A 20,805-nucleotide genomic window follows, 5' to 3' on the forward strand; every position below is an offset into this window, starting at 1 on the left:
ACGTAGAGCCACCCCATGGGTGGCTGCGCGCGGTGCCGGATCCAGGCGCAGCCACGCATGGCGTGGCTCTACGGGTCATCCCATCGCATCGGCGCGAACGCACCGCACGATCCCAATGCCCGCCCATCGGCAATAACGCACCGCATGACCCCAATGCCGGCCCATCGGCAACAACGCGCCGCATGATCACGTAGAGCCACCCCATGGGTGGCTGCGCGCAATGCCGGATCCAGGCGCAGCCACGCATGGCGTGGCACTACGGTTCAAACCATCGCATCGGCGCCAACGCACCGCATGCTCCCAATGCCCGTCCATACGCGACCACGCGATTCGCCCAAAAAAAAACCCGGCTTTCGCCGGGCTTTTTCATGCCGATCCGCTGGCCTCCGGCGTCAGAAACCGCAGAAGCAATACGCCAGCGCCTTGACCGGGCTGCTGCCGCGCGGGTCGCGGGCGGCGTCTTCGACGAAGCGCAGCTGGGTGTCCAGCTCCGGCATCGAACGCGCCAGCATCAGGCGGGCCATGCCCGACTCACCCAGCATCCATGCACCGGCGTGGCTGCCGGCGAAGCCGCTCATGAACTGCGCGAACGGCGTGGCGCCCTTCTCGATGTAGCGCACGCGGACCTTGTCCACGTCACCCAGCTTGGCACGCTTGGCGGCGTCGGCGACGGCCACCTTGAGCCCACCGAACTCGTCGACCAGGCCACGTTCCTTGGCCTGCGCACCGCTCCACACGCGGCCGCGGGCGACTTCATCGACCGCCTCGACCGGCTTGTTGCGCGCATCGGCGACCTTGCCGGTGAAATCGGCGTAGCCCTTGTTGATCACCGACTGGATGACCTGGCCCACGGCCGGGTCCATCGGGCGGGTGATGTCGAACGCACCGGCGAAGCGGGTGGTGCCCACGCCGTCGGTGTGCACGCCGATCTTGTCCAGCGAGCGCGCCACGTTCGGGATCATGCCGAAGATGCCGATCGAACCGGTGATGGTCGACGGGTCGGCGTAGATGCGATCGGCGTTCATGCTGATCCAGTAACCACCGGACGCGGCCAGATCGCCCATCGACACCACCACCGGCTTGCCCGCGGCCTTCAGCGCGACCACTTCGCGACGGATCTGCTCGGAGGCGAACACTTCACCGCCGGGCGAATCCACGCGCAGCACCACCGCCTTCACGTCCTTGTCGTCGCGCGCTTCGCGCAGCAGGGCCGAGGTGGACACGCCGCCGACGCGACCGGCCGGCAGGTCGCCACCGGCGATTTCACCGGCGGCCACGATCACCGCCACCTGCGGACGCGAGTCCACCGGCGAACGACGGGTATCGAGCACGGACAGGTACGCATCGAGATTGACGCTGCGGAAGCCGCCATCGGCGTCCTCGTCGGCCACGCCGCGATCGGCCAGCAGGTCCTCGACTTCCTCGCGGGTCTTCAGGCCGTCCACCAGCTTCTGCTGCAGGGCGAACTTGGCCAGGTCGCCACCGGCGGCGGCGATCCCTTCGGGCATGGTGTCGATGCCGGCGGCCAGCTGCGCGGCGTCGAGCTTGCGCGCCTTGGCGATGTCGCCCAGGTAGCGCTGCCACACATCGTTCATCCAGAACAGGTCCGCTTCCTTGGCCTGCGCCGAGGCGGCGTCGAGCACGTACGGCTCGGCGGCGGACTTGTATTCGCCCACCTTGAACAGGTGCACGTCCACGCCCAGCTTGTCCTGCAGGCCGGCACGGAAGTACTGGCGGTAACGGCCGAGGCCTTCCAGCACCACGCCGCCCATCGGGTCCAGGTAGACCTCGTTGGCCTGCGCGGCCAGCAGGTACTGCGACTGGCTCATGTTCTCGCTGAAGGCGACCACCTGCTTGCCCGAGGCGCGCAGTTCCTGCAGCGCGGCGGCCACTTCACGCATCGAGGCGAAGCCGCTGGGCTGCAGCTTGTCCAGCTCCAGCACCACCCGCTCGATCTTCTTGTCCTCGCGCGCCGCGTCGATGGCGCGGACCAGGTCGCGCAGCTGCACTTCCTCCGAACCGTTGTCGCCCACGACCTTGGCCAGCGCACGGCTGACCGGATCGGCGCTGTACTGCTCGACCAGCCGGCCTTCGGGCGCGATCACCAGCGTGGTGCGGTCCTGCAGCGACTTGCCCGCACTGGCGCTCTTGCCCATCGCGAAGACGAACAGGATCAACACCAGCAACAGCAGGCCGAAGAACATCAGGTTGAGGATCAGCCTGCGGGTAAAGTTCATCACATCCCACAGCCCGATGAAGAAGCTGGCGACGGGGTTGCGACGCGCGGGTTGGTTCATGGGGAAAACTCCAGTTGGCTTCTTGCCGTGGTGCCAGCATAGCCGTTGCCGGCCAGGCCGGCATCGGACACAAGTAAGGGGGTCGTCAAGCGGCGAAAGGCAGTCTGATCCCGACACGGCGGCTGCTGACGCGCAGCCGCCAGGCCATCAGGATGGCCGCGGCGGTCAGGCCCAGGATCAGGCCCAGCCACATGCCCTGCGGCCCCATGCCCAGCCCCAGTCCCAGCCCGGCGCCGAGCGGCATGCCCAGGCCCCAGTACGAGAACATGGCGATGAACATCGGCACGCGGGTGTCCTTGAGGCCGCGCAGCGCACCGGCCGAGAGCACCTGCACGCCGTCGGGGAACTGGAACGCGGCCGCATACAGCAGCAGGGTGGAGGCCAGCGCGGCCACGCCCATGTCGGCGGTGTAGACCCCGACGATGGCGTCGTGCCCGAACAGCAGCACCAGGGCCGACAGCGTCTGCGTGCCCAGGATGATCACCAGCCCGGCGATGGCCGCGCGGCGTACGCCCAGCCCGTTGCCGCTGCCGACCGCATGGCCGACGCGCACGGTGGTGGCCTCGGCCACGCCCATCGGGATCATGAAGCACAGCTGCGCCACGTTGATCGCGATCTGGTGCGAGGCCGCCTCGGTGGCGCCAAGGCGGCCGATGAGCAGCGCGGTGACGATGAACAGCCCGCCCTCCATCAGCACGGTGATGCCGATCGGCAGGCCGGTGCGCAGCAGGTCCCAGATCGCGGCCCAGCGCGGCGCCTCGAAGTGCGAGAACAGGTGCAGGTGGGCAAAGCGCTTGGTCGTGAACAGGTACCCGGCAAAGCACAGCGCCTGGATCCACATCATCGTGGCCGAGGCGATGCCCAGGCCTTCGGCGCCCAGTTCCGGGAAACCCAGCTTGCCGTAGCAGAGGATGTAGCCCAGCGGCGCCAGCACCAGCAGGCCGCCGAAGCCGAGCAGCATGGTCGGCAGCGTCCAGTGCATGCCCTCGCTGAGGTAGCGCATGCAGAAGTACAGGGTGAGCGCCGGGCCGCCCCAGCGCACCGCATGCAGGAACGCCGTCGCACCCGGCACGATGTCCGGCGCGATGCCGAACGCCGGCAGCAGCGGCGGCACCACCGTGAGGAAGGCGAACATGATCAGGCCCAGGCCGAGCGCCAACCACAGCGCCTGGCGGAACAGCGGGCCGATCTCGCGTTCGCGGCCGGCGCCGTGCAGCTGCGAGACCGAGGCGGTGAGCGAGATCAACGTGCCGATCGGGATCAGCATCGGCAGCCACAGCAGTGCGGTGCCGATGGTGACGGCAGCCAGCGTCTGGGTGCCGTGGTGGCCGGCGATGACGTTGTCGACGAAGGAAATCAGGCCGGTGGAGACATGGCCCAGGACCAGCGGCAAGGCAAGCAGGCCGGTGGCGCGCACTTCCTGGGAGAGGCGCGGCGTGGAGGAAGCAATGGACATGGAGATCACGGACGGCAACTACGGCAGCGCGCGGAGGGCACAGGCACCGGGTTGCGGACGCACATCTTACGCGCGCGGCCGGGCAAAACCCACGATGGGCGGTGAATGCACGGTTTTGCCCGCGATGCGCGGCGGCGCTAAGCCGGTCAGTGGCCGACGTTCTGCTTCAGCCACGCATCGCGCGCGCCCGGCGCCAACGCCAGGAACTGGCTGCGCACCTGGTCGCGTTCCTGCGGCGGGGTGCGCTGGGCGACCAGGCTCAGCTGGGCGAGCTGGTCGCTGCTGAGCTGGCGCAGGATCGCCAGCGCCGGTTCGCGCTGTTCGGCCGGCAGGTAGCCGAACAGGCCCTGCAACTTGGGGAACAGCTGGCCGAGCTGCGGGCCCAGCAGCCAACCGTCGCGGAAGCGCTGGTCCTGTTCGGCGAAGCGTTGGCGCAGGGTCTGCTGCTGGGCCGGCGGCAGCGCGGCGACGGCGCGGGCGGCCTCGCGGATGCGCGCGCGTTCGGGCTCGGGCAACGCCTGCCACGCGGCATAGCGGCTGCGCAGCGCGCGCAACTGCGCCGGGTCCAGCGCGGCGGGCGTGGCCGGGATGGCCGGGGCGGTGACCGGTGCCGGCGTGGCGCTGGTCGGCGCAGGGGGCGGCAGGTCCAGGGCTTGCGGCGCGGCGGATGCGGTCGCCGCCAACGCGAGGCCGAGGACCAGGCACGGGAACGACTTACTCATCGGTGCTGGTCTCCAGGCCGGCGGTGGCCGGCTCGGGGCGGCTGGGCTGCGGTTGCGATTCGTCGACCGGGACCGGGCCGCCGGCGGCGAACCACGCGTACAGATCGGCATCGCGGGCCAGCCCCAGCTCCGGGTCGGCCAGCATTGCCGCGTCGCTGGCCGCATCGGCCGGGTCGGCGGGCGCGATGACCGGCAGGTCGTCGGCCGGCAGTTCTTCTACCTGGACCGGTCCGGCGTCGGACACGGCACCGTCCGGCGCGCTGGCCATCGGCTCCCCCACCTGACGCGCGTGCTTCCACCAGGCCGCGCCGCCGAGCAGCACGCCGGCGGTGACCACCACGATCAGCAGGCCCTTCCATGGCAGGCGACGCCCGCCCTTGCGGCGCGGGCGGGCCCGCGCAGGCGTGGCGTCGGCCTTGTGCGGGGTGCGCCAGGACGCGGCCTCGTTGGCGGCAGCGGGCGCGGCGACCGGCTGCTGCAGGCGCTGCAGCCGCGAGAGCGGCAGGTCGCGCAGGCGCTGCTGGACCTGCTCGGCCAAGGCACGCCAGGCGGCCGCGTCCGGATGCCCCTGGGCATCCCGCGGGCAGGCCTCGGCCAGCGCCTGCTGGTAGTCGGCCACGGGCAGGTCCAGGATCTGCGCGGCGGCCGCTTCGTCCAGGCCGCCTCCGATGCGCAGCAGCAGGGCCAGCCGGGCGGGCGGCGCCAGCGCCGGCAGGTGGGCCAGGCCAGGCGACCACTGCCCGCCCTCGGCCGGCATCCGGATCGGGGTTCGGTGGGCCAGCAGGATCCAGAAGCGATCCGGCCACTGCGCCATCGGCACGTCGCTGGCGATGCCGGCGAAGGCGCGCATCACCGAGACCAGGGCCTGCTCGGCCACGGCCGGGTCGCCGCACTGCAGCTCGGCCACCACCAGGGCGCGGCGCTCAACGCCACGCAGGAACGCCGACAGCGCACCGGCTGCGGTAGAAGAAACGGGGGCCGTCGCAGCCGTCATAGCAACTCCATCAAGTGCCGAAATGATAGCGATTGCGTCATCGATCGGGCTTGCCGATGTAGGCCGCGTGTGAAGGGATCCGGGACAGGGTGACGCAGCAACGGGCGCAGGTTGTGCACAGCATCAATGAAAACGCGGGTATACAGGCAGGTGAGGGGCACGACCCGCATGTTTCAGCTTTGTTTCACAGTTAGGTTGTTGTTTTTATTGACTATTGTCGTATGGCTATTTTTTGACCAAGTTGAGCAAGAGGTCGGAACTCCCTGACCCTGAGCGCGGAGATCAGGAGTGGCGCACAGACTTATCCACAGAAGATGTGGATAAGCCTGAATCTCTCGGCAGGACAGATATTTAGCCGCTATTTAGGTTCACCGGCTCAGGTCCGGGGCGTGTGCCCGGTCGCTGCCGGGGCGTGGCCGGGCCGCTACACTGCTGCGATGCCCAGCTCCGATCCGGCCCCTTCGCTGTCGCTTACCGGCGGCCCCGCCCCCCTGCTGAATGCGCCGACGATCCAGGTCGCGCTGCCCCTGCCCCTGCCCCAGTGGTTCGACTACGCGCCGCCGCCGGGCGAGCCGCCGCATGCGGGCATGATCGGCCGCCGGGTGCGGGTGCCGTTTGGCACGCGCGAGCTGGTCGGGGTGGTGGCGGCGATCGGGGGGGTGCCCGACGGCGGCACCCTGCGCGCGGCGCTGGCGTGGATCGACCCCGCGCCGCTGTTGGGCGGCGAACTGTGGGGCTCGCTGCAGTGGCTGGCGCGCTACACCCACGCCCCGCTCGGCGAGGTGGTCAGCACCGCGCTGCCGGCACCGCTGCGCCGTGGCGATGCCGTGCCCGACACCCACCGCTGGGGCTGGCAGCTGACCGCTGCCGGCGAGGAACAGCGCGCCCGCCTGCGCGCCGGCACCCGGCCGCAACGGCTGGCCACGCTGCTGGCCGACGGGGTGATCGACGAGGACGTGCTGGACACGCAGATGGACGGGTGGCGCACCGCCGCCCGCGCGCTGGCCAAGCGCGCGCTGGTGGAGCGGGTCGCACTGGACCACCAGGTGCCGACGGCACGCGCCGGCGCCGGCCCGCTGCCCAATCCCGAACAGGCCGCCGCCATCGCCGCGATCACCGCCGCCCCCGGCTTTGGCGCCTACCTGCTGGACGGGGTGACCGGCAGCGGCAAGACCGAGGTCTACCTGCAGGCGATCGTGGCCTGCCTGGCGCGTGGTCGCCAGGCGTTGGTGCTGGTGCCGGAGATCGGGCTCACCCCGCAGACGCTGTCGCGCTTCCGCACCCGCCTGGGCATCCCGGTGCACGTGCTGCATTCGGGCTTGAACGACAACGAGCGCGCCCGGGTGTGGGCGGCGGCCTCGCGCGGCGAAGCACAGGTCATCGTCGGCACGCGCTCGGCGGTGTTCACCCCGCTGCCCAACGCCGGGCTGATCGTGGTCGACGAAGAGCACGACGGCAGCTACAAGCAGCAGGATGGCATCCGCTACCACGCACGCGATTTCGCGTTGGTGCGGGCCAAGGCGCTGGACGTGCCGGTGGTGCTGGGCAGTGCCACGCCGTCGCTGGAATCGCTGCACAACGCGCAGGCCGGGCGCTACAACCACCTGCGCCTGAAGGTACGCGCCGGCGACGCACGGCCGCCGCGGGTGCGGGTGCTGGACGTGCGCAAGCGGCCGTTGCGCGACGGCTTGTCGCCGGAGGTGCTGCAGGGCATTGCCGACCATCTGCAGGCCGGCCACCAGGTACTGGTGTTCAAGAACCGCCGCGGCTACGCGCCGGTGCTGCTGTGCCACGACTGTGGCTGGACCGCGCCGTGCCAGCGCTGCGATGCACCGATGACCGTGCATGCCGGTGGCCGCCGCCTGCAGTGCCATCACTGCGGTGCCCGCCAGGCCGCGCCGCTGGCCTGCCCGGACTGCGGCAGCCTGGCGCTGCAGCCGCAGGGCATCGGCACCGAGCGCCTGGAAGAACACCTGGTCCAGGCCTTCGCCGACTACCCGGTGATCCGCATCGACCGTGGCACCACCCATCGCCGCGATGCACTGGAAACCCAGCTGGCCACGCTCGGCGAGCGTGCCGGCATCCTGGTCGGCACGCAGATCCTGGCCAAGGGCCACGATCTGCCCAAGCTCACCCTGGTGGTGGTGGTGGGCATCGATGAAGGGCTGTTCTCGGCCGACTTCCGTGCCAGCGAAAAGCTGGCCCAGCAGTTGATCCAGGTGGCCGGGCGCGCCGGGCGCGCCACCGATCCCGGCGAGGTCTGGCTGCAGACCCACCATCCCGGGCATCCGTTGCTGGAGACCCTGGTCAACGGCGGCTACCACGCCTTCGCCGAGGCCGAACTGCAGCAGCGCGAAGCCGCCGGGTTCCCCCCCTTCGCGCACCTGGCGCTGCTGCGTGCCGAAGCGCAGCAGGTGGAGCACGCCAACGCGATGCTCAGCGCGGTGCGCGGCCTGATTCCCGAGGATGCGCCGGTGGAGCGTTATGGCCCGATGCCGGCGCCGATGCCGCGCCGCGCCGGTTACCAGCGCACCCAGCTGCTGCTGTCCGCGCCGTCACGACGCCCGTTGCATGGCCTGCTCGATCTGATCACGCCGCAGATCCACGGCCTGCCGCAGGCACGCAAGGTGCGCTGGTCGCTGGATGTGGATCCAACGGACCTGTATTGAGGCGGTGGGCTCGCTGCAAATCCGCGGCCCGCGCATGCCGCCTCACCGCCGCGCCCTCGGCAGGTTGCCTCAGGTCAGTGCGGTCATCACGGCGCGCTGGTAGGCCGGGCGCTGTTTGAGGCGTTCGTACCAGGCGGCCAGGTGCGGCAGCTGCGGGCGCTGGATCGGCATTTCAAACCACGCGTAGATGAAGGCGCCCAGCGGGATGTCGCCCATGGCGAAGTCGTCGCCGGACAACCACGGCTGCCGCGACAGCGCCTCGTCGGCCATCGCCAGCAGCTCGCCCGAGCGGACCAGCGCGGCGGCGATGCGGGCTTCGTCGCGATCGGCCGGCGCCGTGCGCAGCGTGCCCCAGAACAGGTCGCGGAAGGTGCCGGCAAAGGTCGAGGTGGTCCAGTCCATCCACTTCTCCGACTGCGCACGCGCCACCACGTCTTCCGGGTACAGCGTGCCCAGCGCATAGCGTGCCGACAGATAGCGCACGATGGTGTTGGACTCCCACAAGGGCAGGCCGTGGTCTTCGATCACCGGCACCAGCCCGTTGGGATTCATCGCGCGGTAGTCCGGCGACTGGGTGCCGCCAAACGCACCGCCGACCTGGATCGACTCGTACGGCACGCCGATCTCCTCGGCACACCACAGCACCTTGCGCACGTTGCTCGAATTGTGGCGGCCCCAGATCTTCAGCATGGTGGGTATCTCTGTCGTAATGAGCGTGGCAGCGGGCCACGCGGTGCGGCTACGATACGCCGATCGGCGGCGTGCCCGTCACCTCATGGATGAAATGGAATGTTCGCGCAGATCCTCGAAATCAGCCTGATGTGCGTAGGCCTGGTGCTGCTGGTGGTGGGCTATCGCCGCAACCACCGCAACCTGATGCTGGCCGCCGCGCTGCTCCTGATGGCGTTCGGAACGCTGCAGGACTTTGGTCGCGGCGTCATCGACGGCTACCAGCAGGCCGACGCGCGGACGCTGTAGCCGGATCCACGCCGCACCCCGCGCGGTGCCCGTCCGCGGGCCCTGCCGGCCTCACTTGGCCGGCTTGCCGGCGCTCTTCCTGGGCAGCGCGCGCACGTAGGTGGACTTGCCGTCCTTCTTCATCTCGAACAACCCGGTCGCCGCCAGCAGTTCGCTGAGCTTGCCGTACCCGTAATTGCGCGAATCGAACGAGGCCTGGTTGCCGATCTGGCTGCCGACCGGCCCCAGGTGCGACCAGCCATCCTCGGCTTCGGCCGAGGTCACCGCACGGCGCAGCATCTGCACCAGCCGGGTGTCGCTGCGCAGCTCCGGGCCACTCTTGCGCGGGCGGGTTTCCTCGTTGTCCTGCTCCACCTCCGGGTCGGTGGCGTGGCCCTGGCCCAGCGCTTCGAGGTAGGTGAACTTGGAGCAGGCGTTGACGAACGGCTCCGGGGTTTTCTTCTCGCCAAACCCGTACACCTTGACCCCATCGGTGAGCAGGCGCATCACCAGCGGGGTGAAGTCGGCATCGCTGGAGACAATCGCAAAGCCATCCAGGTTGCGTGCGTAGAGCATGTCCATCGCATCGATCACCATCGCCATGTCCGAGGCATTCTTGCCACGGCTGTAGGCGAACTGCTGGATGGGGCGGATCGCGTACGCGTGCAGCACCGACTCCCAGCCTTTCAGCCGCGGGCTCTTCCAGTTGCCGTAGGCACGGCGCACGTTGGCCACGCCGTAGCGGGCCACTTCAGCCAGCACCACGTCGATCTTGGACGAGGGTGCGTTGTCGGCATCGATCAACAGGGCGATGCGCTTTTCCGGTTCGGTCATGTCGGCCTCCACAGCGAATGGACACGGCCACCGGCAAGCGCGATGGCCCCTGAACCCAGTATCTGTCATCGGCGTGAATACCCTGCTTCACGTGCGACGATAGGTCGCGTCGACCATGAACCCATGGGGCCGGACGGCCGGCCCCCGCCAAGGAGTCCTTGCATGACCCGCGATCCCCTGCCCCACCTGGTCATCATCGGTGGTGGTTTCGCCGGCCTTTGGGCCACCCGCGCCCTGGCCAACGCGCCTGTCCGCATCACCCTGGTGGATCGCCGCAACCACCACCTGTTCCAACCGCTGCTGTACCAGGTCGCCACCGCCGGCCTGTCCGCGCCGGATATCGCCGCACCGCTGCGCCACATCCTTGGCGAGCAGCGCAACGTGGAAGTGCGCCTCGGCGAAGTGACGTCGATCGACAAAGACGCCCGCCAGATCACCCTGGCCGACGGCAGCCAGCTTGGCTATGACACCTTGATGCTGTGCACCGGCGCCACCCACGCCTACTTCGGCCACGACGAATGGGCCGCCGATGCGCCCGGCCTGAAGACCCTGGACGATGCGATCGCGCTGCGCCGCAAACTGCTGCTGGCCTTCGAGCGCGCCGAAGCCGAACCGGACCCGGCACGCAAGGCGGCATGGCTGAGCTTCGCCGTGGTGGGGGGTGGCCCCACCGGCGTGGAACTGGCCGGCACCCTGGCCGAGATCGCCCGCCACACCCTGCGCAACGAGTTCCGCCATATCGACCCGGCCAGCGCCAAGGTGCGCCTGGTGGAAGCCGGCCCCCGCGTGCTGTCCACCTTCCCGGAAGTGCTCTCGCTGAAGGCACGCCGCCAGCTGGAAAAGCTGGGCGTGGAAGTGCTCACCGGCACGCCGGTCAGCGACATCAACGGCGACGGCTTCCAGCTGGGCAACCAGTTCGTTCCGGCGCGCACCGTGGTGTGGGCCGCCGGTGTCGCGGCCTCGCCGTTGGCACGCACGCTGGAGGTGCCGCTGGACCGCGCCGGCCGCGTGCCGGTGCAGCCGGACCTGACCCTGGAGGGCTACCCGGACGTCTTCGTCGCCGGTGACCTGGCCGCGCTCAACCAGGCCGACGGCAAGCCGGTGCCGGGGGTGGCCCCGGCCGCCAAGCAGATGGGCAAGCACGTGGCCGCGATCATCCGTGCGCGGCTGGAAAACAAACCCGCGCCGGGCCCGTTCAAGTACCAGGATTTCGGCAACCTGGCCACGATCGGGCGCATGGCGGCCATCGTGCACCTGGGCAAGCTGCAGCTGTCCGGCGTGCTGGCCTGGTGGTTCTGGCTGGCCGCGCACGTGTTCTTCCTGATCGGTTTCCGCAACCGCATCGTGGTGCTGCTCAACTGGGCGGTGGCGTATTGGAGCTACCAGCGCAGTGCGCGGATCATTTTCGGGGATGACCGGGAGGACCGGAGAGTGAAGCCTGGGCCGCCTTGAACCCACGTTCGACGACGTGCCGCATGACCTTTCCCAGTCGCATCAACGCTGCATGGCAGCGTAGAAATTGGATTCCAACCATCCGTTGGAGTGACAGGTGAGCACCTTGTTCTTGTCACGCGTTTTTTCGATGAAAAACGGAGCACCTTCGTTCACATCCATGTATCCCTCTAATGTGACCTTTACCAATACGTCAGATGCAGTGGAATCGATAGGTCGGATATTGATCTGATAGGTTGCTGCGGTTTTGGTGCGTTTGTCCTTCAGATAGGGGATGCCGAACATTTTTCCGCAGTCCGCCTGATCTGGTGCGAGTTTGACCTGGATGGGATCGGTCCTGATCACCAGCAGGTCCTTGTCCCTGAAAGTGGGCAACGCTCCCATCTCGACCAGGAGCTCGGAAGCTCTCTGGAAGGCCAGGTCTGCGGGCAGGGATACTTGTGCCGCAGCAGCGCTCCCTGCGGCAAGAATGCTGACAAGCGTCAGCGCTGCAGAAGTTGTCACGTTCATTCGGACGCCTCGGTTGATGATAAGGAAGGACTGCCGGCCTTGGGCTTGCTGTACCACAGCGCATTGACGATGACCCAGCGCTCGCCGAACCGGCCCATGTGGAAGTAGTCCACGAACCACGGCGTTTCCAGCCGCACCGAGGCGGCGTTGCCGGTAACGTCGAGCAGCGTGCAGCGGCGGTTCCACTGGTCCTTGGGGGTTTTCAACGCGCCCTGCCGGGTGAGTTCAACCAGCTCCTCCTTCGACATCCGGCGCAGGCCGAGGCGCTCATCCGGGGTATCGCCGAGGATCGCGCGCTTGGCCAGGTCCGGGTGCAGCGAGCGCGCCACGCGGGCCGGGTCACCCTCGAGCTGGCCGTCCACGTAGTCCAGGCAGGTGGCTTCAATCGCGGCACGCGTGCCCGGATCGATGACGGGGGCGGCAGGGTTCGTAGCGCCGGCAACGGCGAGCAGCAGGGCAAGCGGGGTCATCGCAGGGTGTCCCTCGGGTAGGTGGAGCAGCTCATTCCTCGCGGAACAGCGCCAGTTCGGTCAGGCCCAGCTGCAGGTAGGTGAAGGCGGCGGCTTCGTCGCTCATCAGCCCGCCCATCGGCCGGCGGTCCAGCCAGGCGGTAATCGTCGCGTTGTGCGGGTTCACCGCCTCGGCCATCGCCTCCTTGCTCGCCTGGCTTTCCGCGTCCTGCATCCCTTCGCGGATGGCGTCGTCGCAGATGCCCCAGTACTCGGCCAGCGGCATGATGCCCCGGAGTTCGACTGGCACGTGGGTCGGATCGAGGCGAATGCGCGCGCGCTCCACGGCATCGGCGGCGAGCCTGGCGCGGAATGCGTCGGCGGTGCCGCTCTCACCGTGGCGCAGCGCTGGCGAGTACGCCGCCGTCGCTGCGGGTGGCGCGTCGTCCCGGCCCGGCGACCGGCGCAGGGCCGGTGGGCGGGACATGGCCGCGCGCAGCCAGACAAGCCGTCTGCGATGGAGATCGAACATCCCGGTTCCCTCCGCGTGGTGGCCGATTGTGGCCTACCTCGCAGCCCCCAACCAGTACCGACGTAATCTCAGGACGAGGTGTCTGCCGCCTGCAACCAGGCCAGTTTGCGCGCGCGTGGCTGGCGCTTGAGCTGCCATTCGGCCCGGGAGGCGGCCGCCCGGTCCGGATAGGCGCGCATGGCCAGCAGCTTCAGCGGCGGGTTGGCGCGCGTGTACCGGGCCCCCTTGCCGGCCAGGTGGGCCTGGAAGCGCGCGTCCACGTCGTTGCTGATGCCGGCGTAGTAGCTGCCATTGCGGCATTCCAGCAGGTAGACGTACCAGGGGGCGGGTTCAGCGGGCATACCGGGATTATCCACCGGGGCGCGGCCGCTGGCTGCTAGAATCCGCCCCGGATGCAGGAGAGAGGTGCCACGCTGGCACCCGCCGAAGGCGCAGGCTCCCATAATCGCTCAGGCCGGTGGTTCGATACGCCACCAACCATGCATCCAGTACGCCGATCTGGAGAGAGGTCTTCAATGACCCGCCGAAGGGGCACGTGGCCTTGGCCACTGAACTCTCAGGCAAAAGGACAGCGGGAGCGGCAACGGTTTCCCCCACCCCACGACAGTGCCCTGCGCTGGCGTGCCGGGTGCGTGTTGCCGTCCCCCGCCTGACGCGTCCGGATGCTCTCCCATGCTGCTCTCCCTGATCTACCTCGTCGCCATCTCCGCCGAAGCCATGACCGGCGCGCTCTCCGCCGGGCGCCGACGCATGGACCTGTTCGGCGTGGTCATCATCGCCTGCGTCACCGCACTGGGCGGAGGCTCGCTGCGCGACATCGTGCTGGGCCACTACCCGCTGGGCTGGGTGAAGCACCCGGAGTACCTGGGGTTCACCATCTGCGCGGCCTTGATCGCCACCTGGGTGGCGCGCTGGATGCACCACTTCCGCCGCACGTTCCTGGTATTGGATGGACTGGGGCTGATCTGTTTCACCCTGATCGGCTGTGCGGTGGCGCGCGATGCCGGCCACGCCGCGCCGATCGTGCTGATCGCGGGCATGTTGACCGGCGCCTTCGGCGGCGTGCTGCGCGATGTGCTGTGCAATGAGGTGCCGCTGATCTTCCAGAAGGAACTGTATGCGGTGATCACGCTGTTCACCGGTGCGGCGTACCTGGGCCTGCTGGAGCTGGGCGTATCGCTCAACGCGGCCACGCTGTGGTGCCTGGGCGGTGGCTTCCTGCTGCGCCTGCTGGCGATCCACTTCAAGTGGGAAATGCCGAAGTTCGTGTACCGCGACGAGGTGCATTGAACGGAACGTTCAATGCACTCTTCCATGACCAAGGTCATGTGAACGCAACGGGCCTCTCGCGGTACCATGGCGCCCCCGCCCCTCCCGGGACGGCATCCAGCCACGCTGCGGCATTCGACCAGCGGCCCCGCCAGACAACCCCCATTTCGCCTCACCTGCCCCCACGGGCCGGTACACCATGGACGCGCCGGCTGTTGGGCGGGCGCGCAGGATGCCCATGTCTGCTTCGCCGCCGCGCCGCCGTCTGTTGAAACCGCTGTTGGTCCTGGCCGTGCTGGCCGCCGCCGTGATCGCCTGGCGGGCCCTGTCGCCCGCCCCCGCCGCCGATCCCGCGCCTGCCGCCAACGCCACCCCGGTGCGCGTGGCCAAGGTGGTGCGCGACGACCTGGTGGTGCGCCTGAAGGCACTGGGCACGGTCACCCCGTTGCACACGGTGAGCCTGCGCAGTCGCGTGGATGGCGAGCTGCTGCGGCTGTCCTTCCGCGAGGGTGAACACGTCAAGGCCGGCGACCTGATTGCCGAGATCGACCCGCGCCCGTACCAGGTGGCGCTGGCGCGCGCGCTGGGCACCCAGCAGCAGAACCTGGCCGAACTGGACAACGCGCAGACCCAGCTCAACCGGTACAGCGAACTGCAGGCCAGGCACTTCGTCTCCGCGCAGGCCCTGAGCGACCAGCAGAGCAAGGTGCGCCAGCTGCAGGGCCGGCGCCAGACCGACCAGGCCGCGGTGGATGAAGCCCGCCTGCAGCTGCAGTACACCCGCATCACCGCGCCGGTGGCCGGGCGCATGGGCCTGCGCAACGTGGACGTGGGCAACCTGGTGCGCAGCAGCGACAGCGAACCGTTGGCCACCATCACCCAGACCACGCCGATCAGCGTGCTGTTCACCGTGCCCGAGCCGGACCTGCCGGCCGTGGTGGCGGCCGTGCGCGCCACGCCCGACCTCACCGTGGAAGCCTGGGACCGCGAGGAGCGCACGGCGCTGGGCGACGGCGTGCTCGCCAGCCTGGACAACCGCATCGATACCGCCACCGGCACGCTGAAGCTGCGCGCGCAGTTCGCCAACGCCGACGAGGCGCTGTTCCCCAACCAGTTCGTCAACATCCGTCTGCAGGTCAGCAGCAGCGATGCGGTGGTGATCCCCAATGCCGCCGTGCAGTTCGGTAGCAAGGGCAGCTATGTGTACGTGATTGCCCCGGACAACACCTCGCACCTGCGCAACGTGGTGCTGGGCCCGGCCGATGGCGAGCGCGTGTCGGTACGCGACGGCCTCAAGGCCGGCGAGCGGGTGGTGGTGGAAGGCATCGACGGCCTGCGCGAAGGCGCCAAGGTGGAGGTGGTCAGCCAGGATCCGCCGCGGACCGGCGCATGAACCTGTCGCGCGTCTTCATCGAGCGCCCGGTGGCCACCACGCTGCTGATGGTGGCCCTGCTGCTGTCCGGCGCGATGGCCTACCGGCTGCTGCCGGTGGCGGCGCTGCCGCAGGTGGACTACCCGATCATCCAGGTCACCACGCTGTACCCCGGCGCCAGCCCGGGGGTAACCACCAGCGCGGTGACCGCGCCGCTGGAGCGCCAGCTCGGGCAGATTCCCGGGCTGAAGCAGATGTCCTCCACCAGCTCGGGCGGCGCCTCGGTGATCACCCTGCAGTTCTCGCTGAAGGTCGCGCTCGGCGTGGCCGAGCAGGAAGTACAGGCGGCCATCAACGCCGCCGACAGCTTCCTGCCCGACGACCTGCCGGTGCCGCCGGTGTACCGCAAGGTCAACCCGGCCGATACCCCGATCCTGACCCTGGCGGTGACCTCGCAGGGGCTGTCGCTGCCGCAGGTGCACGACCTGGTGGACACGCGCATGGCCCAGCGCCTGTCGCAGCTGCCGGGCGTGGGCCTGGTCAGCCTGGCCGGCGGGCAGCGCCCGGCAGTACGCATCCAGGTGAACCCGTCGGCGCTGGCCGCCAACGGGCTGAGCATGGCCAGCATCCGCACCGCGATCGGGGCGGCCAACGTCAACATGCCCAAGGGCAGCTTCGACGGCCCCACCCGCGCGATCATGCTCGATGCCAACGATCAGATGCGTTCGGTGGCCGAATACCAGGCGCTGATCCTGGCCTACAAGGACGGCGCGCCGCTGCGGCTGGGCGATGTGGCCACGATTGAAGACGGCGCGGAAAACCGCCAGCTGGCCGCGTGGTCGGGCACCACGCCCGCGGTCCTGATCAACATCCAGCGCCAGCCCGGGGCCAACGTGATCGCGGTGGTGGACCAGGTGCGTGCATTGCTCCCGCAGCTGCAGGCCTCGCTGCCCAAGGGCGTGGACGTGGCGGTGCTGAGCGATCGCACCGAATCCATCCGCGCCTCGATCCGCGGGGTGCAGCACGAGCTGCTGATCGCCATCGCGCTGGTGGTGATGGTCACCTTCGTGTTCCTGCGCAACCTGCCGGCCACCATCATTCCCAGCATCGCGGTGCCGCTGTCGCTGGTGGGCACCTTCGGGGTGATGCTGCTGGCCGGGTTCTCGCTCAACAACCTCACGCTGATGGCGCTGACCATCGCCACCGGTTTCGTGGTGGACGATGCGATCGTGATGCTGGAAAACATCGCCCGCCACATCGAGCGCGGCGCCACGCCGATGCAGGCCGCGCTGAAAGGCGCCCGCCAGATCGGCTTCACATTGATCTCGCTGACCCTGTCGCTGATCGCGGTGCTGATCCCGCTGCTGTTCATGGCCGACGTGGTGGGCAAGCTGTTCCACGAGTTCGCGATCACCCTGGCAGTAGCGATCGGCATCTCGCTGCTGGTCTCGCTGACGCTGACGCCGATGATGTGCGCGCGACTGCTCAAGGCCGGGCATGCCACCCGCCGTGATGCCGACGGCCAGGAATCGGCGCAGCAGGGCGACCCGTTCGACCGCGTGGTGGCGATCTACGACCGCCAGCTGCAGTGGGTGCTGCAGCGCCAGCCGCTGATGCTGGGTGCCACCGTGGCCACGCTGCTGCTCACCGCGGCGCTGTACGTGTGGGTGCCCAAGGGGTTCTTCCCGGTGCAGGACGCCGGCTTGATCCAGGGCATCAGCGAGGCGCCGCAGTCGATCTCGTTCCAGGCCATGGCGCAGCGCCAGCAGGCGTTGGCCGATGCGTTGCTGGGGGATGAGGACGTGGCCAGCCTGTCCTCGTTCATCGGCGTGGACGGCAACAACGCCACGCTCAACAGCGGCCGGTTGCTGATCGAATTGAAACCGCATGCGCAGCGCAGCAGCGACGCGCAGGCGATCATCGCGCGGCTGCAGCAGCGCGTGGCGCGCGTGCCGGGCATCAGGCTGTACCTGCAACCCGTGCAGGAACTGGGCATCGAGGACCGCATCAGCCGCACCCAGTACCAGTTCACCCTGACCAGCCCCGACAGCGACCAGCTTGCGCAGTGGACGCCCCGGTTGCTGGCCCACCTGCAGCAGTCCGCGGCCCTGGCCGACGTGGCCAGCGACCTGCAGGACCAGGGCCTGCAGGCGCACGTGCTGATCGACCGGGTCGCCGCCGCACGCCTGGGCATCCAGGTGGACGCGGTCGCCGATGCGCTGTACGACGCGTTCGGCCAGCGCCAGATCTCCACCATCTTCACCCAGGCCAACCAGTACCGCGTGGTGCTGGAAGCGCGCCCGGACGTGGCCTTCGGGCCGGACGCCATCGCGCGCCTGCACGTGGCCGGGCCGGATGGCAAGCAGGTGCCGTTGAATGGCATCGCGCGCATCGAGCAGCGCCCGGCGCACCTGTTGATCAACCACGTGGGCCAGTTCCCGGCGGTGACGTTCTCGTTCAACCTGGCACGCGGTGCGTCGCTGGGCGAGGCGGTGCAGGCCATTGAAGGCGCGCGTGCAGCGATCGGCCTGCCCACCGGCGTGGAGCTGCGCCTGCAGGGCGCGGCCGACGCCTTCCGCGCCTCGCTGTCGAGCACGCTGTGGCTGGTGCTGGCCGCGGTGGTGGTGATGTACCTGGTGCTGGGCGTGCTGTATGAGAGCTTCATCCACCCCATCACCATCCTCTCCACCCTGCCCTCGGCCACGGTCGGCGCCCTGCTGGCGCTGCTGCTGAGCGGGCGCAGCCTGGACCTGATCGCGGTGATCGGCATCGTGCTGCTGATCGGGCTGGTGAAGAAGAACGCGATCATGATGATCGACTTCGCGCTGGAGGCCGAGCGCGAGTTCGGCCTGGCCCCACGCCAGGCGATCCACCAGGCTGCGCTGCTGCGCTTCCGTCCGATCCTGATGACCACGTTGGCCGCGCTGTTCGGCGCGATCCCGCTGATGTTCGCCAGCGGCTCCGGTGCGGAGCTGCGCCAGCCGCTGGGCGTGGTGATGGTGGGCGGGCTGATCGTCAGCCAGGTGCTCACCCTGTTCACCACGCCGGTGATCTACCTGTTCTTCGACCGCTTCCGCCGGCGCCCCGCCGAAGGTGCGGGCGATGCGGCCGAGGCCCACGCGTGAGCCCGCTGGCGCGCGCGATCGGCTGGTTCGTGCGGCACCCGGTGGCGACCCTGCTGCTGTCGGTGGCGGTGGTGCTGGCCGGCCTGCTGGGCCTGCGGCTGCTGCCGGTGGCACCGCTGCCGCAGGTGGACTACCCGGCCATCAACGTCAGCGCCAGCCTGCCCGGGGCCAGCCCCGAATCGATGGCGGCCAACGTGGCCACGCCGCTGGAACGCGCGCTGGGCACGATACCGGGGTTGAGCCGGATCGACTCGGCCAGCACCCAGGGCTCGACCCAGATCGAGCTGCAGTTCGAACTGGGCCGCGACGTGGACAGCGCCGCGCGCGACGTACAGGCGGCGATCAACGCCGCCCGCGCGCAGCTGCCCAGCGGTATGCCGGGCATGCCCCAGTACAACAAGGTCAATCCTTCGCAGGCACCGATCCTGGCACTGGCACTGAGCTCGGACAGTCTCTCGCCCGGGCAGATCTTCGACGTGGCCTCCACGGTGATCGCGCAGAAGCTGGCACAGATTCCGGGCGTGGGCGAAGTGCAGGTCGGCGGCAGTTCGCTGCCGGCGGTGCGCGTGTCGCTGGACCCCAATGCGCTCAACCAGCAGCGCATCGCACTCGATGACGTCGCCGCGGCCATCCGCACCGCCAACGCGCTCAAGCCGCTGGGCAACGTGGCCAGCCAGGGCCGGCAATGGCAGCTGGAGGCCAGCCTGCAGCTGCGCACGGCCGCCGAGTACCGCGACCTGATCATCGCCATGCGCGAGGGCCGCCCGGTGCACCTGCGCGACGTGGCCCAGGTCAGCGAGGGCGTGGAGGACCGCTATGCCAGCGGCTTCCACAACCAGCGCCCGGCGGTGCTGCTGATCGTCAGCCGCCAGCCCGACGCCAACATCATCGAAACCGTCGACGCCATCCACGCGCAGATGGACACGTTGCAGGCGCTGCTGCCCGCCAGCGTCGACATGCAGGTAGTGATGGACCGCTCGCCGGTCATCCGCGCCACCCTGCACGAGGCCGAACTGACCCTGCTGCTGGCCATCGCCCTGGTAGTGCTGGTGGTGCTGGCCTTCCTCGGCCACTGGCGCGCGGCGCTGGTGCCCACCCTGGCCATTCCGGTGTCGTTGCTGGGCGCACTGGCGGTGATCGCGCTGCTCGGCTTCTCGCTCAACACGCTGTCGCTGATGGCGCTGATCGTGGCCGCGGTGCTGGTGGTCGACGATGCCATCGTGGTGCTGGAGAACATCGCCCGCCATCGCGAAGAGGGCGCCTCGCCGATGGACGCCGCCCTGCGCGGTGCCGGTGAGGTGGGCGCCACGCTGTTGTCGATGAACATCGCACTGGCGGTGGTGTTCGTGTCGATCCTGTTCCTGGACGACTTCGTGGAGAAGCTGTTCCGCGAATTCTCGCTGACCCTGGTGGCGGCGATGGGCGTGTCGCTGCTGGTTTCGCTGAGCCTGACCCCGATGCTGTGCGCGCGCCTGCTCGGGCGTGAGCGCCCGGGCACCGGCAACGTGCTGCAGCGGGGCGGCACGGCGTTGTTCGAGCGACTGCGGGGCGGCTACGTGGCCAGCCTGCAGAAGATGCTGCGCTGGCTGGCCGTTCCGCTGCTGCTGTTCGGCGCGGTGATCGGGATGAACGTGTGGCTGTTCCAACAGGTGCCCAAGGGCATCGTGCCCAAGCAGGACACCGCGCAGCTGCGTGGTTTCGCGCGCGGCGACGACGGGCTGTCGTTCCAGGTGATGCAACCCAAGATCGATGCCTACCGCACGCTGCTGCTGGCCGACCCGGCAATCAGCGACATCATCGGCTACATCGGCGGGCGCAGCGGGGTCAACAACGCCTTCATCATGATCAAGATGAAGCCACTGGCCGAGCGTAAGGTCTCCAGCCAGCAGGTGATCGACCGCCTGCGCGCCAACATGCCGAAGATCCCGGGCGGTGGCATGTTCCTGTGGGTGGACCAGGACATCAAGCTGGAGGGCAGCGGCGACAGTGGCCAGTACGAGTTCCAGCTGCTGTCCGGCGAGCTGGAGCCCCTACGGCAATGGGCGCCCAAGGTGGCCGACGCGCTGCGTGCCCTGCCCGAACTGGTGGACGTGGAATCCAAGGGCGACGAGGGCATGCGCCAGGTGGTGCTGGACATCGACCGCGACGCCGCCGCCCGGCTGGGTGT

At 69.1% G+C, this 20,805-nt stretch carries 17 protein-coding genes and 2 riboswitches; of the genes, 7 read left to right on the forward strand and 10 right to left on the reverse strand.

What is annotated here, in order from left to right:
- Positions 1–392 precede the first annotated feature (392 nt).
- From sppA to M2421_RS20760, 4 genes are all read right to left on the reverse strand, one after another.
- Positions 393–2,297 (reverse strand): signal peptide peptidase SppA, encoded by a 1,905-nt coding sequence (sppA, locus tag M2421_RS20745; protein WP_259210281.1) that lies wholly within the window; start codon positions 2,295–2,297, stop codon positions 393–395.
- An 85-nt stretch (positions 2,298–2,382) separates the two neighbouring features.
- Positions 2,383–3,753: an MATE family efflux transporter gene (locus tag M2421_RS20750; RefSeq protein ID WP_259210283.1), complete on the reverse strand. Its 1,371-nt coding sequence runs from the start codon at positions 3,751–3,753 to the stop codon at positions 2,383–2,385.
- Positions 3,754–3,899: 146 nt separating this feature from the next.
- The gene (locus M2421_RS20755) at positions 3,900–4,475 is read right to left on the reverse strand and encodes a DUF3106 domain-containing protein (RefSeq protein ID WP_259210285.1); all 576 of its coding nucleotides are present in this window, start codon (positions 4,473–4,475) and stop codon (positions 3,900–3,902) included.
- On the reverse strand, positions 4,468–5,469 hold the full coding sequence (locus M2421_RS20760; RefSeq protein ID WP_259210286.1) for a hypothetical protein: 1,002 nt from the start codon (positions 5,467–5,469) through the stop codon (positions 4,468–4,470). Before M2421_RS20760 ends, M2421_RS20755 begins: the two co-directional genes overlap by 8 nt.
- Before the next feature lie 437 nt (positions 5,470–5,906).
- Between M2421_RS20760 and M2421_RS20765 the strand changes: the two genes are divergently transcribed.
- On the forward strand, positions 5,907–8,138 hold the full coding sequence (locus M2421_RS20765) for a primosomal protein N' (protein WP_259210287.1): 2,232 nt from the start codon (positions 5,907–5,909) through the stop codon (positions 8,136–8,138).
- Between the two features lie 69 nt (positions 8,139–8,207).
- Here the strand turns inward: M2421_RS20765 and M2421_RS20770 are convergent, their stop codons facing one another.
- Positions 8,208–8,828 carry a glutathione S-transferase gene (locus tag M2421_RS20770; protein WP_259210288.1) on the reverse strand — a complete coding sequence of 207 codons (621 nt, stop codon included), beginning with the start codon at positions 8,826–8,828 and terminating at the stop codon, positions 8,208–8,210.
- 99 nt (positions 8,829–8,927) lie between these two features.
- Between M2421_RS20770 and M2421_RS20775 the strand changes: the two genes are divergently transcribed.
- Complete coding sequence (locus M2421_RS20775; protein ID WP_259210290.1) at positions 8,928–9,116, forward strand: hypothetical protein; 189 nt, start codon at positions 8,928–8,930, stop codon at positions 9,114–9,116.
- A gap of 51 nt (positions 9,117–9,167) precedes the next feature.
- Here M2421_RS20775 and M2421_RS20780 read toward each other — a convergent pair whose 3' ends face one another.
- Positions 9,168–9,929, reverse strand: coding sequence for an NYN domain-containing protein (locus M2421_RS20780; protein WP_259210292.1), 762 nt, complete (start codon positions 9,927–9,929; stop codon positions 9,168–9,170).
- A 162-nt stretch (positions 9,930–10,091) separates the two neighbouring features.
- On the opposite strand from M2421_RS20780, the gene M2421_RS20785 reads away from it, so the two are divergent.
- Positions 10,092–11,381, forward strand: coding sequence for an NAD(P)/FAD-dependent oxidoreductase (locus tag M2421_RS20785; protein WP_259210295.1), 1,290 nt, complete (start codon positions 10,092–10,094; stop codon positions 11,379–11,381).
- A gap of 42 nt (positions 11,382–11,423) precedes the next feature.
- On the opposite strand, the gene M2421_RS20790 is transcribed toward M2421_RS20785, so the two are convergent.
- The 4 genes from M2421_RS20790 to M2421_RS20805 form a co-directional block, all read right to left on the reverse strand.
- Positions 11,424–11,885, reverse strand: coding sequence for a hypothetical protein (locus M2421_RS20790; RefSeq protein WP_259210296.1), 462 nt, complete (start codon positions 11,883–11,885; stop codon positions 11,424–11,426).
- A gap of 2 nt (positions 11,886–11,887) precedes the next feature.
- Positions 11,888–12,361, reverse strand: a complete 474-nt coding sequence (locus M2421_RS20795; protein ID WP_259210298.1) for a nuclear transport factor 2 family protein — start codon at positions 12,359–12,361, stop codon at positions 11,888–11,890.
- Positions 12,362–12,392: 31 nt separating this feature from the next.
- Positions 12,393–12,872: a hypothetical protein gene (locus tag M2421_RS20800; protein ID WP_259210300.1), complete on the reverse strand. Its 480-nt coding sequence runs from the start codon at positions 12,870–12,872 to the stop codon at positions 12,393–12,395.
- 68 nt (positions 12,873–12,940) lie between these two features.
- The gene (locus tag M2421_RS20805; protein ID WP_259210302.1) at positions 12,941–13,213 is read right to left on the reverse strand and encodes a GIY-YIG nuclease family protein; all 273 of its coding nucleotides are present in this window, start codon (positions 13,211–13,213) and stop codon (positions 12,941–12,943) included.
- Between the two features lie 44 nt (positions 13,214–13,257).
- Positions 13,258–13,352: riboswitch (glycine riboswitch) on the forward strand.
- 8 nt (positions 13,353–13,360) lie between these two features.
- A riboswitch (glycine riboswitch) is annotated at positions 13,361–13,452 on the forward strand.
- 92 nt (positions 13,453–13,544) lie between these two features.
- Between M2421_RS20805 and M2421_RS20810 the strand changes: the two genes are divergently transcribed.
- The 4 genes from M2421_RS20810 to M2421_RS20825 form a co-directional block, all read left to right on the forward strand.
- Entirely contained in the window at positions 13,545–14,162 is a 618-nt protein-coding gene (locus M2421_RS20810) for a trimeric intracellular cation channel family protein (RefSeq protein WP_259210304.1), read from the forward strand.
- Positions 14,163–14,379: 217 nt separating this feature from the next.
- Complete coding sequence (locus M2421_RS20815) at positions 14,380–15,534, forward strand: MdtA/MuxA family multidrug efflux RND transporter periplasmic adaptor subunit (protein ID WP_259210306.1); 1,155 nt, start codon at positions 14,380–14,382, stop codon at positions 15,532–15,534.
- Positions 15,531–18,638, forward strand: coding sequence for an MdtB/MuxB family multidrug efflux RND transporter permease subunit (locus M2421_RS20820; RefSeq protein ID WP_259210309.1), 3,108 nt, complete (start codon positions 15,531–15,533; stop codon positions 18,636–18,638). Before M2421_RS20815 ends, M2421_RS20820 begins: the two co-directional genes overlap by 4 nt.
- The coding region (locus M2421_RS20825) for an efflux RND transporter permease subunit (protein ID WP_259210311.1) at positions 18,635–20,805 on the forward strand (2,171 nt) is incomplete at its 3' end. The genes M2421_RS20820 and M2421_RS20825, both read left to right, overlap by 4 nt.

The organism is Stenotrophomonas sp. BIGb0135 (assembly GCF_024810105.1).
GTDB lineage: Bacteria > Pseudomonadota > Gammaproteobacteria > Xanthomonadales > Xanthomonadaceae > Stenotrophomonas > Stenotrophomonas maltophilia_AB.

Bases quoted from the DNA above. Each gene is read 5' to 3' on its own strand.
- sppA (WP_259210281.1), bottom strand. From the start codon at position 2,297: ATGAACCAACCCGCGCGTCGCAACCCCGTCGCCAGCTTCTTCATCGGG.
- M2421_RS20750 (WP_259210283.1), bottom strand. From the start codon at position 3,753: ATGTCCATTGCTTCCTCCACGCCGCGCCTCTCCCAGGAAGTGCGCGCC.
- M2421_RS20755 (WP_259210285.1), bottom strand. From the start codon at position 4,475: ATGAGTAAGTCGTTCCCGTGCCTGGTCCTCGGCCTCGCGTTGGCGGCG.
- M2421_RS20760 (WP_259210286.1), bottom strand. From the start codon at position 5,469: ATGACGGCTGCGACGGCCCCCGTTTCTTCTACCGCAGCCGGTGCGCTG.
- M2421_RS20765 (WP_259210287.1), top strand. From the start codon at position 5,907: ATGCCCAGCTCCGATCCGGCCCCTTCGCTGTCGCTTACCGGCGGCCCC.
- M2421_RS20770 (WP_259210288.1), bottom strand. From the start codon at position 8,828: ATGCTGAAGATCTGGGGCCGCCACAATTCGAGCAACGTGCGCAAGGTG.
- M2421_RS20775 (WP_259210290.1), top strand. From the start codon at position 8,928: ATGTTCGCGCAGATCCTCGAAATCAGCCTGATGTGCGTAGGCCTGGTG.
- M2421_RS20780 (WP_259210292.1), bottom strand. From the start codon at position 9,929: ATGACCGAACCGGAAAAGCGCATCGCCCTGTTGATCGATGCCGACAAC.
- M2421_RS20785 (WP_259210295.1), top strand. From the start codon at position 10,092: ATGACCCGCGATCCCCTGCCCCACCTGGTCATCATCGGTGGTGGTTTC.
- M2421_RS20795 (WP_259210298.1), bottom strand. From the start codon at position 12,361: ATGACCCCGCTTGCCCTGCTGCTCGCCGTTGCCGGCGCTACGAACCCT.
- M2421_RS20800 (WP_259210300.1), bottom strand. From the start codon at position 12,872: ATGTTCGATCTCCATCGCAGACGGCTTGTCTGGCTGCGCGCGGCCATG.
- M2421_RS20805 (WP_259210302.1), bottom strand. From the start codon at position 13,213: ATGCCCGCTGAACCCGCCCCCTGGTACGTCTACCTGCTGGAATGCCGC.
- M2421_RS20810 (WP_259210304.1), top strand. From the start codon at position 13,545: ATGCTGCTCTCCCTGATCTACCTCGTCGCCATCTCCGCCGAAGCCATG.
- M2421_RS20815 (WP_259210306.1), top strand. From the start codon at position 14,380: ATGTCTGCTTCGCCGCCGCGCCGCCGTCTGTTGAAACCGCTGTTGGTC.
- M2421_RS20820 (WP_259210309.1), top strand. From the start codon at position 15,531: ATGAACCTGTCGCGCGTCTTCATCGAGCGCCCGGTGGCCACCACGCTG.